Raw genomic sequence first — 15,969 nt, forward strand, 5'->3', positions numbered from 1 at the left:
TTTTCTGATGTCCTCGGGAAGCCGTTTCAGTTGGAGCAGTTGGGAGACCCGGGTGCGGCAGATTCCTTCCTCTTTCGCGATGTCGGATTGTGTCAGGGTTGGGTCGATTCGCAGACGCTCGGCCCATTTTTCGGCACGTCTCAGCGCTCTTAGGAGGGCCAGGTGTTTCTTGCTTTTGGGGACGCTAAGTAGCTGACCCGTAGTGGCTAAGAAGGATTTCGTGCAGTCGATCGGTACATGGATGATTGTGCTGAAAAAGTTCGAATTTCCGATTCTTCGGGACGCCAAATCCGCAGGGTTTGGAGGAGCGTGAAGGGTGAGAACCGGCCGTGAGGTTTGACGAAGCGAGTCTTTGTTCGTCCCGTCGGTGGGTGCCGCACAGATGGATTACCCAATTTGGTGCCTTATGGCTGCTGCTTGAAATAGACCGGCGTGAGTGGTCGCAGTTGAGCGAGAGCTTGCTGATCGGCGAAATCGCCCGCAGGCGGGTTACACCCCATGGATCGGAGTATGAAATAAGTGTATGTTGCAGTGTCGCGCTCCAAGGTACCTTTTCGAAAAACCGGTCCTTGGAGTCTCGCGGACTCTATTTGATATGAAAGATGACTTAATCAAGGCCGCACGGATCATCGTCAGGGATCCTTATATTTTGGTAAATGTAGTATCGCGTCGCGTGAAGCAATTGCGGCACGGCAGCAAACCATTGATTGAGTCTTTGGAGAAGCTCGCTCTGGAGGATGTCGCCCTTCGGGAAATCATCGAAGGAAAGATTAGCTACGAGCTTAGTTCCAGCAAGGAACCGTATTGAGGAGTCTGGGGGATAAGCGACTCGGATTTCTGAGTTTTTAATAGAGCTGACCGCTTGGATGGTCAGGAGGGGATCGATCGTAAAGGCCGACCCCCGAATAGCATTTAGGAGACATTTAAGATTATGGCATCGAAACAACTTATGTTCGACGAGGCAGCTCGTCGCAAAATACTACGCGGCGTTGAGCTGCTGACTCGCTCGGTAAAGGTTACCCTAGGTCCGAAAGGGCGTAGCGTGGTGATCGATCGTTCTTTCGGAACGCCCATTGTGACTAAGGACGGTGTCACAGTGGCGAAGGAGATTACGCTTTCCGATCCCTACGAAAATATGGGCGCTCAGATGGTCAAGGAAGCCGCATCCCATACAGCCGATCTGGCTGGTGACGGCACTACGACCGCAACGGTGCTGGCCGAATCGATTTACCGTGAAGGCATCAAGAACATCGCGGCCGGGGCGAATCCGATCTTTCTCAAGCGCGGTATCGACCGGGCGGTGGAAGCTGCCGTTCTTGAGCTTGCTCGAATCTCGAAGCCTGTGAGTACTGGGGAAGAGATTCGGCAGGTCGCTACCGTTTCCGCAAATTGGGAAAACGGGATCGGAGAGATTATCGCGGATGCTATGGACCAAGTCGGTAAGGACGGCAGCATCACGATCGAAGAAGGTAAATCGGTCGAGACCACCCTCGAAGTGGTAGAGGGGATGCAGTTTGATCGAGGCTATCTGTCTTCCTACTTCGTGACGAATAATGAAGCGATGGATACGGAACTGGAAGACGTCTATGTGTTGATTCACGAAAAGAAGGTGTCGCGCCTGCAAGATATACTGCCGCTGCTGCAATCGATATCGGAGTCGGGCAAACCGCTTTTGGTGATCGCGGAAGATGTCACCGGGGAGGCATTGGCGACTCTGGTGGTGAACCGCTTACGCGGCAGCTTGAAAACCTGCGCTGTCAGAGCCCCCGGCTACGGAGATCGAAGAAAGGAATTCCTGCAGGATATCGCCACCTTGACCGGAGGTCGTTTTATATCGGAGGACCTCGGGCTGTCTTTGGAAAAATTAACCCTAGAAGATTTGGGCCGGGCGAAGCGGATTCGGGTCGATAAGGATTCCACTATTATCTACTCGGGCGGTGAGCATGCGGTGGCGGTCGAAGCGCGGATCAAGCAGATCCGTCGGCAGATCGAGGAGACCCATTCCGATTACGATCGGGAGAAGCTGCAGGAGCGTTTGGCCAAGTTGGCTGGTGGGGTGGCAGTCGTCCATGTCGGAGCGGCTACTGAGTTTGAGATGAAGGAAAAGAAGGCGCGGGTGGAGGATGCCTTGCATGCGACGCGCGCAGCGGTGGAGGAAGGGATCGTGCCTGGCGGCGGAGTGGCTCTGATTCGTTGTCGCGCGGCGGTGGAGGCTCTCGCCTTTTCGGGTGACGAGCAGCTCGGAATCGAAATTGTGCTCCGTTCGCTATCTTCTCCCATTCAAGCGTTGTGCGACAATGCGGGCGTAGAAGGAGCTGTCGTAGCTGCGGAGGTTGCGCGGACTGTAGGGAATATTGGATACAATGTAGCAACGGGTGTCTACGAGGACCTATTGATTAGCGGGGTGGTTGATCCTACTAAAGTGACGCGAGTAGCGTTGCAGAATGCGGCTTCGATTGCTGGGCTTTTACTCACCACCGAATGCATGATCGTGGACTTCGAGGAAACGGAACGTGCCGCCAAGCGACACGTATCTGCAGGGGCCTTGAGCTGAGAACAGTATTTATGAAACAGAAGACCTCATCAGCCCAAGGCGGGGAAACGGACGACGTTAGTCGCTCTAGAGTGAACGAACGTGCGCATGAACTCGCTTGTCTGTCGGGGCGCAAGCCAAGTTGCGTCACTCAGACAGACTACGAGCAGGCGAAGCGTGATGTGACGGGCGAGTCCGGCCTCGACAGGCAGAACGCGGCCTTGGACGGTACCATAAAACTCTCAAAAAAGGCGAGCCGGGCCGGAGTTTGACACGGAGCAATATTAGATAGCTCTTTCACGTTATCGCTAGTCGCTCTCCTGTTTGACGCGGGCGTTATCGGAGACGTGGAACTCGAATTCGTCCTCTAACTAGCGGATGGTTCCTTGTATTCTGTTTTCGATTACGCCGTTAGCGATGGCGTAGCGCGTGAGTCCGGCGGTGTCGTGGATGTCGAGCTTGTCCATCAGCTTTTGTCGGTGCTTTTCTACGGTCTTAATGCTGATGCCGAGTACGGCGGCTACCTGCTTGTTGGCTGCTCCTTCGGCGACGAGCTGGAGCACTTCCGCTTCGCGGGCGGTGAGGGAACGGTTGGCCATCCGGGCAGGAATCCCGTCCTCTCTGGCCTTGCGGTCGGCCTTGTTAAGGCGCTGCAGGATAGCTGGGCTGAAGTAGGAACGTCCCGCTGCGATCTCCTTGATGGCGCGGATCAGGACTTCGCCGGAGCTCTGCTTGATGAGAAACCCGACTGCACCCATCTCGTTCATGTGGGCGACGTATTCATCGTCACCATGCGCGGAAAGCACCAGGATCCTAGCTGAGGGTTTGGCCGAGAGAATTTGACGCGTTGCTTCGAAGCCGTTGAGCCCAGGCATGGCGATGTCCATAACGATGACGTCGGGGTCCAGTTGTTTAGCTAGGGCGACTGCGCTTTTTCCATCCGCAGCTTCTCCGACTACCTCGAAGCTTTCGTCGAGATCGAGCAGGTTGCGGAGGCCTTCTCTTACAATGACGTGGTCCTCTGCGAGTAGAACGCGAGTGCGTTTCATTGGGGTTGTCTTTCGTCTTGGAGGGCCAGAGGAATTTCGGCGACGATGGCGGTGCCTTCTCCGGGGCTGGACTGAATAGTGAAGGATCCGCCCAGCATCTCCACTCGCTCTCGCATTCCGAGCAGGCCGAGTCGATTATTCGTAATGGAATCGCGGATACGACTGACGTTGAATGACTTACCGTCGTCGGAGATGACAAGGTGGACTTTGCCGTCGGCCTTGCGGATTTGGACGATGGCGTTTTTCGCATTCGCGTGGCGCACGACATTGGTTAGAGCCTCTTGCGACACGCGGAAAAGCACGGTGCGGCTGCGGTTGTCGAGGGTTTCGACGTTCGGGGAGGCTTCAAGTTTGATGTTCAGGACTTCCGTTTCGGCGAAGTCTTTTATCAATGTGCGCAGGGAGGGAAGGAGGCCGAGATCGTCCAGCATGGCGGGCCGCAGTTTGCGTGCGTAGCTGTGAACGAGTTTGACGGATTGCTCCACGAGAATCTGGGTCTTGGTGATGTGCGTCTCGAGGTTTTCCTGATCGACGCTGGAGGCTTTTTTGAGGGCGGAGAGCCGGACGTTGATTCCAGCGAGAATCTGAGCGACCTGATCGTGGAGCTCGCGGCTGATTTCCTTCCGCTCCGCTTCTTGGGCGAGTAGGAATTGATGGGTGATAAGCCTTGCCCGTTCCTGGTCTCTTTCGGCTTTTTCAAGCAAATTTTGATAGCGGACGGTTTCGCTTTTCGATTGGCTTTGAGCTCCTCGCAATTCGGAACGAAGCAACTTGATCTCTTGGCGGGTCGCCTTATCCAGCGAGGCTAGAACGGTGGAGAGGAAACGGTTCGCTCGCTTAAGCCCGCGAGCTGCATTGCCATGCTGCTCGGAGGATCCGGAGGATCGGGGCAGAACAAGCGAATGCTTCTCTAGCTCGGAAAAATGCAGGGAAACCAGTTTGTGACCTGGCAGTCTCTCTTCCGCGGCCCGAATGCCGAGAGCTTTGGCGGATTGGGTCAAGGTTTTGATTGATCGCGAGGCGCAAAGGCACTCGTTCAGTCCGCTCCGGTAGTCGCGTACGAAGGATTCGTCGATGATTTCTGCTTTCCCTTTCATCTAGCGTAGACTGCAAGGCAGGTAAGGTATTGGAGGGTTTCGGTGGGCGTTGCGGACATGCACTCTTCTCTAATAGTGCGATGCCCACAGCTTAGCGAGCTTTTGGCGCTGGGGTGTAGACCCACCAATTACGTGGCCTTGCGCTCAGAATATACGGACCAATAGCCTCCAGGCAGGCGGATGCTAATTTGGAAAACCAGCGCGAATTCTCGGCTTAAAGGCCCCGCGGACATAAGACGGATCGTGCGCAGTAACGGTCGAATCTATTAACGTAAAAACGCACAAACCGATTTGCTGTTTTTAAAATGTGGAATCGGCATTTTGTGGTGTGATTGTGAATACAATTTGTGGTTCGCGCTGTCGATTTTATAAACTTAGGGATAACACTTAAGAGTGCTTCTGCCAGAAGATCGCAGCCGTTAGAGAAGGGCGATATTAATGGAATTGATGGATATCGAGTTCACCCCTGATACTTTCCCCCGATTGGGGGATTGTTGCGAATGGTATATTTGAGTATGTTTGGCGGTGCCTACCAGAAGGTTGTGGGGACGTCTGTACAGCGTCCCATTTCGGCCTTCTTTTTGTATACTCCAAGACTCCGAGAGATCCCCCTCTGTCATGCGGACGAACTATATTCCCTGTCTGGGGAGTCGTTATAGTCGATTTCCATTGGGCGCCCTCGAAGTGTTTCTCTGTAAAGCTAACCCTACCCAACGAGATCCCAGAATCTCTTTTGAACTTAAGCTATGAATAGATACCCTACCCTAATCCCGTCTGCGCGTCAGGCGTCGTGGTCGAAGCTCTTTTCGATCACTTGTATGGCTACGCTGTCTTCGATTCCGCTCGCGGCTCAGGAGGCTGACCAGGAAGACGAAGATGTCTTTATACTCTCTCCTTTTGAAATTAGTGGTGAGGAAAACGAGGGGTACCGAGCGACTTCTTCGCTGGCTGGCTCTCGTTTGAAAACGCAACTCAAGGATGTTGCTTCGGCGATCTCGGTCGTCACCGAAGAGTTTTTGGAGGACACGGCGTCGACCGATCTTCAGGACATACTTGTATATACCACCAATTCCGAAGTGGGTGGCATCGGCGGCAACTTTTACGGTACCAACGCTGACGATGGCGGATACCGTAATGAGATGCTTGTCAATCCCCAACGCGGTACTCGTTTGCGGGGCCTTAATCAGGCTGACATCACGCGCAATTACTTCACGTCGAACATTCCAACCAATTCATATAATACCTCGCGTGTAGATATCCAGCGCGGATCGAACTCGATTCTATACGGACTCGGCAGCCCGGCAGGGATTATCAACGGAGCTCTGAAGGATCCGTATATGAACGAAGCCGGCGGCGCGTTAGAGATCGGATTCGATAGCTATGGATCGCATCGGCAAGTGCTCGACGTGAGCCAGCCGCTTGTTGAAGACATTCTGGCAGTTCGTTTCATTGCCATGAACGACGAGTCCAAGTTCCGTCAGGATCACACCTTCAATGAAGATCGTCGTTATTATGGTGCCCTGCGTTGGCAGCCAAAGATGGCGGACGGGATCTTTACGCAGTTCGATGTGAGAGCAGAGTTTGGAGAAATCGACGCCAACCGCCCTGTTTCTACAACGGCAGCCGACTATGCGTCGAACTGGTGGAGAGCTGAGCAGCTCTTGACGCACACACCGATCGGAGGCAATGGGGTTCCACAAGTCCCGACGGGCGACCCCGCGGACCCGTATGCCCGGCGCGACGACCTAACGACCTTTTTCACGGGAGCCCCTGCGGGTTCCTGGTGGAATGGCTGGCCAGCTACGATCTACCAAGATCCTAATTCAAGTGCGGTGGGTAACGGCCAGTTGGATGCTTACCGCCAACGCGATGGCAGTCCTTGGGGAGGCATGAGTGGGGTCGCGGCTAGAAACTGGTCCACGGACAAAGACCAAGTGTCCTACTACGCCAACAACCCAGCTATTTCGTCCCTAATCAACCAGTACGAAAGTGAAACCGGTCAATCTTTCGAGGGGTTCGGCTCTCTGTGGCCGACTCAGGGCATTTTGTCCGGACCGTTGGCGATGATTGACCAGAGCATTCAAGGCCCGAATAAAAGCGAGTACAACGACTTCGATTCCCTCGAGCTCGGGTTTTCCCAGACCTATCTAGACGGGGACCTTGGTTTCAATGTGGGATACTACGACGAGACCTACGAGAGCGGACGCACCAACTATATCGATACGAATTCGGTGACCATCGATGTGAATGCCAACCTCCGTGCTGGGTACAATAATCCAGATGCCGGCCGCCCATTCGTTTTGGGTGGCAACAGCGCGAACGACTCCAAGGACACCGTCAGTTCCTTCCGTACGACGGCTTTCTATCGTTTCCGACCTGAGGAAGCCTTCAACAACGATTTCATCGGTAAGCTCTTCGGCGAGCAGACCTTTACTGCTGTCTATACAGACGAAGAGAAATCTAACTTTGGAGCTAATTTTAATACACACGTTTGGGATGCTGAAACTTTTAACCAGCGCTATAACAACAGCTTGAGTTACGGAGGTACGTGGAGTGCCCGCTATATCGGGGACGACCTTAGCGGTTATTCGTCGATGGACGCAGTTCCTTATTCGGCGATCCAAGGGCTCAATGCGGTCCAGACCCCGGGATCTAGCAATAACGTGCTAACCTTTGACTATGCAGCATCTCCTCCAGAGAACAGGGCATGGGTTACCGGTACGTCGCAGATCCTCTCCTACCAGGATAACAAAACGCCCCTCTACAATGGAGCGTGGCAAGGCTATGATACCACAGAGTCGCTCGCATTCGTGTGGCAAGGTCGTTTGCTCAACGATGCGATCATCCCGCTTTTTGGGTGGCGCGAAGACGAGTACCAGCGTTTCGACAAGGCTGGACCTCCTCGAGACGAAACCTACAACTACGTGCTACCGTTTGCGTCCGACTGGACCTACGAAGGGACGGATCCTATCTACGCTAAGGCATCACGCGAAAGTTGGGGCGTGGTCGTGCATATTAACCAGTTGCTCGACTTGTTCGGCTCTGACCTGCCAAAGGGCACCGAGCTCAGCGTGTTCTATAATGACTCCAGCAGCTTCCGTCCAGCAGACGTGGGGATCGACAACTACGGCAACGACTTAGCCTCGCCTTCCGGTACGACTGAAGACTACGGCTTCCGCTTGTCGCTCTTCGAAAACAAGATCGAACTCCGCACCACTTGGTACGAGACCACCCAGCAGAACACCACTCTCAGCGATCCCGGCATGATCGGCTGGGCTGCGGGGGGCATTATTCGACATGTCGACGGTCTCGCAATGGAGACATGGGGCTCGTCCGTCGGGCGCAATCACCAACCCGTCCCCGAGTGGCTCGTCAATAAGTGGTTCTTTGGAGAAGGACAATACGACTCTGACGTGATGAACCAGCCGATTCCAGCCGACTGGGAGGCCCAGCTGGGGACCCTCGTCAATCAGCCACTTCGTATCCGCCAAGGTGCGGTGCCAGGCTCTGCGAACTATGTTGCCCAAGGCGATATCAATCCTGATTCGGGTTTGCCGTACCTCGGCCCGCTGCTCACCGATGACGAAAAGGCGTACCGCCAGGCTTGGTTTGACGCTCGCACTGATGCGGAGTGGTTCCGCCCGCTCGATCCAGAGTGGGTCGCCTTCAAGAACTTCCGTAAGATCGACGACGATTACTACCTTTGGGAATCAGCCGCTCCGGGTGGTCAAAAGTTGACCAACGACTTGGTTTCCAAAGGCATAGAGTTCGAGATCACCGCCAACCCGACAGATCGCTGGCGGATTACCATGAACGCGTCGAAGAATGAAGCGACCCGCACCAACATCCTGCCAGACTGGCCTGAGTTTGTGGAAACGATGGCACCCATCTGGTTCGACGGATTCAACAACACGCAAGATGAGGTTGATGGGTTGAACTACTGGACCATCGACGGTTACGCCGACGTTCGGCACTGGTATGGTGAAGAAGGTTACTCCAGCTACGGCGAGACCACGGGCGGCCGAATCATGAATGCTGTCTACGCCCCCTACCACAACTTCATCGCAGGTGAAGGGCAGGGCGTGAACGAGCTACGCAAGTGGCGTTTCAATTTCATCACTAACTACCAGTTCGCCGATGACGGTCTCTTCAAGGGCTTTAACGTGGGTGGCGCTGTTCGCTGGCAAGACAAGTCTGCTGTCGGCTACTATCCTGAATATAACGAGGCGGCTGGAATTTGGGTGACCGACGTCGACCGTCCTATCTACGGACCAGCGGAGGAGAACTTTGACGCATGGGTCGGTTACCAACGCCCGATCAACGACAAGATCGACTACCGCGTCCAGCTCAACGTGCGTAATCTCTTCGCGGACGACGAGTTGATTCCGATTCTCGCGAATCCAGACGGAACGATCGCCCAGGCGCGTATCCCCGCGAAGACTACATGGACGCTCTCGAATACGTTTAGTTTCTAGTTGTCACCCCTCGCAATCTATTTGCGGATAGCTTCTAGGCCTCCCCTCTGGGGAGGCTTTTTTTTTGGCCATGACCCTTCGGAAAAGTCTGCTCCTGCATGGCGGACCGGGTGGAACCGGTCCCTCCTGATGTGAGAGCCATGGAGGGACGACTTCCACGTCGTCCGCAGTGGAGGAGCGAAAGAGGAGCTACGCCCAACGAATCTGTAGTTATGATAACCCTACAATGAAGCTATTCGTCCAGATGCACGATGCCATGGCGAATAGAGGCGATAGCGGCCTCGGTGCGGTCGCGCACCCTCAGCTTTTGGAACAATGTTTTTAGGTGGGACTTTACGGTCTCGTCTGAAATGGAGAGGCTGGAAGCGATTTCCTTGTTGCTGCGCCCCTTTACGAGGGCTTCCAGTACCTCCCGTTCCCGCTCGGTGATCTGTTCTCGCTCCGAGTGTTCGGCCAGTCGTTTCGCCACGGAAGCCGGCAAGGCGTTGTCCCCTTCGAACACCATTCTCACGGTTTCGGCGATGTCTTCGATTGGCATATCTTTCAAGATATAAGAAGAGGCTCCGGACTGCAGGGCTCGATGGATATCTTCGTCCCAATCGTAGGTAGAGATCACGACAACCTTAGCTTCAGGGTGGCGCTTTCGGATGGCAAGGATGGCTTCGGCTCCTCCCATGCCGGGCATCCGTAGGTCCATAAGGACTACGTCAGGCAACACGTCATCGTAGACCTCTATCGCTTCTTCGCCATCTGCTGCTTCCGCTATGATAGTCATCCCCGGTTGGCTGTTGATCAGGGCCATTAGGCCCATCCGCATTGGCGGATGGTCGTCTGCGATCATGACGCGGATCGTTGGGATGTCTTTCATTTCGCTCATAGGTGTAGATCGGAAAACTTAATCGCTTACGCTTACATTGACCGTGGTGCCCTTGCCAGGCGCGCTTTGGATTTTAACCTCTCCGCCGAGCAACTCTACGCGTTCGCGAATGCCAACGAGGCCGAAGCTTTTCTTCGTTTCCGGCGAGATCTTTTCGACCTCGAACCCGACGCCGTCGTCAGTCACTACAAGTTCGACTCTTCGATTTTGGTAGGAAATTTGGACCTGTATCCGTTTTGCGTTTGCATGCTTGCAGGCGTTGGTCACCGCTTCTTGTCCGATGCGTAGCAGGTTGTTTTCGACAACGGGGGGAAGCCGTCTCCGTTTACCCGCTACATCTACTTTTATCTGTGTGTCCGTATCGTCGGTCAACTGGTGGGAGATTCGCTCCAAAGCGTCGGCGAGATCGTATTTTTCGAGAACTTGGGAACGCATGTCCCAGATGGAATCGCGTGCGTCGGCGAGGGCGGTGCGGGCGAGCTTGTGTGCGGTTTGAATGTGGCGTTGGGTGGTCTCGCCGAAAGTGTGGGAGTCGGTGCGCACCATTTCCAACTGTACGGAAATGGCTCCGATGTTTTGGGCTAGGGTATCGTGTATTTCGCGGGCCACCCGATTGCGTTCCTTCAGGATTGCAGAAAATTCGGACTCGGCCATGGCCCGTTGTTGCTGTTGCTCGTGCAGGCGTCGGCGCGACTGGAGAATGACAGCTGCGATCACGATGACCGCGAGGAGGAGCACCGCAGCCAGCGCGTAGGCGACGCGTTTTGGGGTCCACCAAGAAGCGGGAGTAATGACTGTGAGGTCCAACGGGGAGCGGAGCAATATGTGCAGCGATTCCGGACTCCAGAGTCCGTTTCTCGGAATGGTTTCCCCTCTGCCAACCGCCGCGATTCCAGAGACTTTGACGACGCTCCCCGGTTCCCAGTCGCTCAGGGCTGCTTGGTCCGGACCCGTGAGGAGCGAGGCGCTGACGGTGGTACCCAGCCCGTTTAAGGTAAGCTCGACGCTTTCAGGGTAGCGCTGGTATTCGACTAGGGTCGCTTCGATTTGTACGAGGTCAGAGTCATGACGAGTGATCATGGCAATGTCTGAGATCTCGATGGGAGCGGGCAGGGTATGCTGGCTCGATTTACGGAAGACTGCGTCTTGTAGGATGGGGCTGTAGGTTCCCGGTTCGGGATATCCAAGAACGTCGACGACGTCGCCGGGCTGTAGATCGTCCGCTTGGGTCGTGTGAATCTCCAAGCTATGGGTTTCGTCTCGGATCCAGAGAACCTGGCCGGCCCGGTGATGGGTGACGACCCCTTTGACATGCACTCGGTGCCCTGGATGGCCGCCGGTGTGATCGAAGGTAAAGAGGCTGGATACGGGCTTGTGTGGGCTATCAAATTTCTGGCTCAGGGGAGGCCGGATGATTTCGGGTAGGATTCCATCCGTGCTGTGAAGAATGGGACGGACGGCCTGCCGCTTGTCGTTGTGCAGGTAGAAGTTCAGCCCTCGCAGCCGTATCTTGGCGTCGAGATAGAGGTCGGGGTCTAGGATTTCCTGTAGCTCGACGGCGATCTCGGCGTATCCGTCTGCGAGCTTCATGAGCGTGTAGGGATGCGGGTCGGTCGGGATAGACGAGTCAAACCCTTCGTAGGGATGTTGTGGGATTGGGTCTGGCAGGAACTCGAGGCTGCGGACAACCCCCGTGATTTCCACCCACTCGGCGTCCCACTGCCCAGAATAGAGCTCAGCGATGGTAGTGGAAATAGGAACTGGTATATCCGTTTTTCCGATACGGCGAACGGATGTTGCAGTAGCGCAAGGCGCGTAGTTGCCAGGGTTCGTAAAGCCTTCTACCTCGACGAGATCGCCCGGCTGAAAGGGCGTAGGAATGGGTGGGTCGGTGAAGAGGAAGATGCCGTCAGTTTCGTCGATGATCGCGAACGAATAGAGCTCGCGCGTCATGAAGCAGCCAGTGAGGCGAATGGGGATCTCTTGGGCGGCTTCCTCGGGTGTTAGCGCGCGGATCTCCGCAGCGGTGGTGAGAACGCGCTGTTCGCCAAGCAGGGCTGAGCCAACCGCTCCGAGCGAGGTGAGATAGCATGCTAATGCGAAAGGGGTCGCTCTGCCAATCGATGAAAGGCGTCGTCGAGCGTAACGAATGCACGGGAGCGTATGAAGAACGAAGCTCAAGGGGTAGCGTGGAATAGGGCTGAGGGGATACGTTTTGTGCAACAATTTCGCGATGCGGTATCAGGATCAAGCTGATTAGCCCGTTAAAAAAATGACAGTCGGAATGGTGTCTCCTTTATTTCCCCTAAACGGGGGAAGCGTAGGGCCCAGCGTTTTTGGTACTATGGGATTTGGCGATTTGGGCACTAACCATTTCGCAGCCCTAAAACAACATGAGTTCAGAAACAGATAGGACTACGCTGGAGCCTGTAGAACCGTCGAAAGATGCGAATATCCGCATCCTTGTGGTGGATGACCATCCTTCGATGCGGATGGGTATTACCGCGTTGGTCAATAGCCAACCCCTTATGGAGGTGGTCGCGGAAGCTTCAGAGGGAGAGGAAGCGATCGAAGTCTATGAGGACGTGCAGCCAGACGTGGTTTTGATGGACCTACGCATGCATGGCATGGGTGGAGTCGAAGCGATCCTTTCGATTTGTCGCAAGTTTCCCGATGCTAGGATCATCGTGCTTTCGACCTATGACTGGGACGAGGATATACACCGGGCGATCCAGTCAGGGGCGAAGTCGTATCTTCTCAAAGATATGTCGGTGGAGGATATCGCTGCCACAATTCGAAGCGTATTCGAGGGCGACGAGATCTTGCCGCGTCAAGTAGCGGTGCGGCTTGAAGAACGGGCTGAAAGGAAGCAGCTAACGGAACGTGAAAAGCAGGTTCTCGAATCCTTGGTCAAAGGTCGAAGCAACAAAGAGGTCGCGAGAGGACTCTGCATATCTGAAGAAACCGTGAAATCGCACCTGAAGACTTTGTTCATGAAACTGGGAGTGCGAGACCGGACGGAGGCGGCGATCGCGGCCATCCGTCACGGTATCGTTCACTTGGATTGAGTATCGTGGCGAAACCTTCTGTAGGACTGTAGGATTATCAACGTTATGAAAAAATGGATACAGTTAGTTTTTGGCATTTGGTTGATGGGGGCAGGTTTTGTGCAAGCGGCAGATGAGCCGATGTTGCGGATGCCGGACATGCCGCTGCACGATCCCTTCATTGTCGCTCACGAACCGACAAAAACCTACTACCTCTACACCCGGAACGTTTCGCGATTAACCGGAGTGAGCGACCTCGGTACCATGGCGTACACATCGAAGGATTTGAAAAACTGGTCGCAGCCGAAGGTGGTTTTTACGGTGCTGGAAGATTCGTTTGCTCAAGAGGGCAATTGGGCGCCCGAGGTGCATGAGTATCAGGGAAAGTTCTATCTTTTCGTAACCCTGCACGACAGCGATGCGTTTCTCAAGCGCCCGCCGGATGCGTGGCGCGATACTTACGTGCGAGGAACGATTTCGGCGGTTTCTGATTCGCCGGACGGTCCGTTCGAAATGCTCAACAAAGATGGCCCTGTTGTGCCGCGAGAGCTTATGACGCTCGACGGCACCCTCTATATCGATCAAGAGAATCAACCGTGGATGGTGTACGCCCACGAGTGGTTGCAGCGAATTGACGGTACCATCGAAGCGGTGAAGCTGTCACCTGACTTGGCGCGAGCGGTGGGTGAACCTGTTCACATATTCAAAGCTTCGGACGCTCCATGGCTCAACCAGTCGATCGAAGTGTCCGATGCTGGACTGTCTTACGTGACCGATGGCCCCCAGTTTTATCGTAGCAAGACAGACGTGCTCCTGATGCTTTGGTCGAGCTACGAATCGGGATCTTACGTGCAGACAATTGCCCGCTCCGAGTCCGGTACCTTGTTGGGGCCTTGGGTGCAGCTTGACCCGCTGGTGAAACGGGATTCGGGACACGGTATGTTGTTCCATACCTTTGACGGAGATTTCATGATGGTGCTGCATCGTCCGTTTCGAAATGCTCGCGGAAAGCTCTTCGATATGGCGGACGGTGGAGACCACTTGGAAATTCTTCGGCAACGCACCGACCTCGACGGCGATCCAGAATACGATGACTTGCAGACGGTACTCGGGTTGAGCGAGTAGAGACTTGATCGCGGAGGTAATTCAAACGGATAGCCTATTCAATATTCTGAAGGTTTCGTCCTCATTCAGCAAAAGACAGCCAGAAAAACCTCAGGTTGCTCCGAGTATTGTTAAGAATTCCCCATTTCCAGGTTCTGCTTGTTGAACTGGAGTCATCGATTGAATACAGAAAACTAAACCCATGACTAAACTATCGCTCATTCTATCGCTCGCCACCCTCCCCGTTTTCGCCGAATCAAGCGATGGCGACGGTCCGTACGAAGCTAACTGGGAATCAATCGGTAAGCACGAAGCCGCTCCGCAGTGGTTTCGCGACGCGAAACTTGGCATCTATTTTCATTGGGGAGTGTATTCGGTACCTGCGTACCAATCCGAATGGTATCCGCGTCTGATGCACGTTCCTGGAACGGCGTCCTACGAGCATCACCAGGGAGTCTATGGGCCGCCCTCCGAGTTTGGATACCATGACTTCGTGCCTCAGTTTACCGCAGAAAAATTCGATCCAGAGGAGTGGGTCAATCTCTTCCAAGAAGCCGGAGCCCGCTTTGTCGGACCGGTCGCCGAGCACCACGATGGGTTTGCCATGTGGGATAGCGAGATCACTCCATGGAACGCCGCGGACAAGGGACCCGAGCGCGATGTGACTGGCGAATTGGCTGTAGCTGCCAGGGAAGCGGGTCTAAAGTTCATCACGACCTTCCACCACGCTCGCAATCTTCAACGTTATGCCGACACTGCGGAAACCGAGTGGGCCAAGCTGAAGGAGAATCAGTGGACAGGTTTTTTCGATAGTCATTACCCATTACATTCGGAGTATCCGAATTCCAAGGACGAATCAGAACTCAATTACCTATACGGGAACATTCCGGAGGATCAATGGCTGGAGGAAGTCTGGCTCGGGAAGGTCAAGGAGGTTGTCGATAAGTACCAGCCCGATATCGTGTGGTTCGACAGTTGGCTCGATTCCATCCCTGAAAGCTACCGTGAGCGAATGGCTGCCTACGTGCTAAACCGAGCGGCCGAGCGGGACCAAGAAGTAGTTATTGTCCGCAAGCAAGACGATTTGCCGTTGTCCTTCTCCGTCGACGATTTGGAGAAGTCGCGCAAAAACGAGCTCGATCCGGAGCCTTGGATGACTGATGAGACCTTGAGTAATGGCAGTTGGTGTTATACGGAAGGTCTCACGCTTAAGCCCGCTGCAGACGTTCTGCACATCCTTGTCGATATCGTTAGCAAGAATGGCGTACTGCTTCTTAACGTCTCGCCGAAGGCCGATGGGACCATACCTGAAGATCAACGGCAAAGGCTGGAGACCCTAGGCGGTTGGCTAAGACAATACGGCGAGTCAGTATACGGAACCCGTCCTTGGTACACCTTCGGCGAAGGCCCTACGGTTCAACCAGAGGGAAGTTTCGAGAACCATCAAGAGTTTGCAAAAGTAAAGTATTCACATTTGGATACACGATACGCGACGAAAGGTAACATCATATACGCGACTACGCTCGGCCGCCCAGAAAATGAAACCATTACATTGGAAGCCTTCTCCGAAGCGAATCTACCTGAGGATATCTCTATCGATTCGGTATCATTGGTTGCTTCTGACGAATCTGTTACTTGGACCTTAGAAGAAGATGGGCTTCATCTCGCTTCAGTATGGGAAAAGACCGACGACACGGCTGTAGTGTTTAAGATTGTGGTCGCCGACTGAGACTGCCGTTGAATGTACTTCTGCGACCTTCGTTAATGGGTGAGCGAATTTGGGGTAG

At 54.4% G+C, this 15,969-nt stretch carries 11 protein-coding genes; 7 read left to right on the forward strand and 4 right to left on the reverse strand.

The features are described 5' to 3' along the window. The first annotated feature begins 595 nt into the window (after window positions 1–595). The 3 genes from QEH53_RS20745 to QEH53_RS20755 all read left to right on the forward strand — a co-directional run bounded on the left by QEH53_RS20745 (window position 596) and on the right by QEH53_RS20755 (window position 2,805). Window positions 596–808 (forward strand): DNA-directed RNA polymerase subunit omega, encoded by a 213-nt coding sequence (locus QEH53_RS20745; RefSeq protein ID WP_309025141.1) that lies wholly within the window; start codon window positions 596–598, stop codon window positions 806–808. A gap of 123 nt (window positions 809–931) precedes the next feature. Beyond that, window positions 932–2,554, forward strand: a complete 1,623-nt coding sequence (gene groL / locus QEH53_RS20750) for a chaperonin GroEL (protein ID WP_309025142.1) — start codon at window positions 932–934, stop codon at window positions 2,552–2,554. An 11-nt stretch (window positions 2,555–2,565) separates the two neighbouring features. Beyond that, window positions 2,566–2,805, forward strand: coding sequence for a hypothetical protein (locus QEH53_RS20755; protein ID WP_309025143.1), 240 nt, complete (start codon window positions 2,566–2,568; stop codon window positions 2,803–2,805). Window positions 2,806–2,904: 99 nt separating this feature from the next. On the opposite strand, the gene QEH53_RS20760 is transcribed toward QEH53_RS20755, so the two are convergent. Continuing rightward, window positions 2,905–3,582, reverse strand: a complete 678-nt coding sequence (locus QEH53_RS20760; RefSeq protein WP_309025144.1) for a response regulator transcription factor — start codon at window positions 3,580–3,582, stop codon at window positions 2,905–2,907. After that, window positions 3,579–4,679 (reverse strand): sensor histidine kinase, encoded by a 1,101-nt coding sequence (locus QEH53_RS20765; protein ID WP_309025145.1) that lies wholly within the window; start codon window positions 4,677–4,679, stop codon window positions 3,579–3,581. The genes QEH53_RS20760 and QEH53_RS20765 overlap by 4 nt, the downstream gene beginning before the upstream one ends. A 746-nt stretch (window positions 4,680–5,425) precedes the next feature. Here QEH53_RS20765 and QEH53_RS20770 point away from each other — a divergent pair. Further along, window positions 5,426–9,154 (forward strand): TonB-dependent receptor plug domain-containing protein, encoded by a 3,729-nt coding sequence (locus QEH53_RS20770; protein ID WP_309025146.1) that lies wholly within the window; start codon window positions 5,426–5,428, stop codon window positions 9,152–9,154. A 232-nt stretch (window positions 9,155–9,386) separates the two neighbouring features. Here QEH53_RS20770 and QEH53_RS20775 read toward each other — a convergent pair whose 3' ends face one another. Both QEH53_RS20775 and QEH53_RS20780 read right to left on the reverse strand, forming a co-directional pair. Further along, window positions 9,387–10,031: a response regulator transcription factor gene (locus tag QEH53_RS20775; RefSeq protein WP_309025147.1), complete on the reverse strand. Its 645-nt coding sequence runs from the start codon at window positions 10,029–10,031 to the stop codon at window positions 9,387–9,389. A gap of 18 nt (window positions 10,032–10,049) precedes the next feature. Then, on the reverse strand, window positions 10,050–12,212 hold the full coding sequence (locus QEH53_RS20780) for a sensor histidine kinase (RefSeq protein ID WP_309025148.1): 2,163 nt from the start codon (window positions 12,210–12,212) through the stop codon (window positions 10,050–10,052). Window positions 12,213–12,424: 212 nt separating this feature from the next. Here QEH53_RS20780 and QEH53_RS20785 point away from each other — a divergent pair, with 212 nt between their 5' ends. The 3 genes from QEH53_RS20785 to QEH53_RS20795 all read left to right on the forward strand — a co-directional run bounded on the left by QEH53_RS20785 (window position 12,425) and on the right by QEH53_RS20795 (window position 15,911). After that, complete coding sequence (locus tag QEH53_RS20785) at window positions 12,425–13,099, forward strand: response regulator transcription factor (protein ID WP_309025149.1); 675 nt, start codon at window positions 12,425–12,427, stop codon at window positions 13,097–13,099. 45 nt (window positions 13,100–13,144) lie between these two features. Next, on the forward strand, window positions 13,145–14,203 hold the full coding sequence (locus QEH53_RS20790) for a glycoside hydrolase family 43 protein (RefSeq protein WP_309025150.1): 1,059 nt from the start codon (window positions 13,145–13,147) through the stop codon (window positions 14,201–14,203). Between the two features lie 181 nt (window positions 14,204–14,384). Then, complete coding sequence (locus QEH53_RS20795; RefSeq protein WP_309025151.1) at window positions 14,385–15,911, forward strand: alpha-L-fucosidase; 1,527 nt, start codon at window positions 14,385–14,387, stop codon at window positions 15,909–15,911. Window positions 15,912–15,969: the final 58 nt, after the last annotated feature.

Source organism: Pelagicoccus sp. SDUM812002, assembly GCF_031127835.1.
Taxonomy (GTDB): Bacteria; Verrucomicrobiota; Verrucomicrobiia; order Opitutales; family Opitutaceae; genus Pelagicoccus.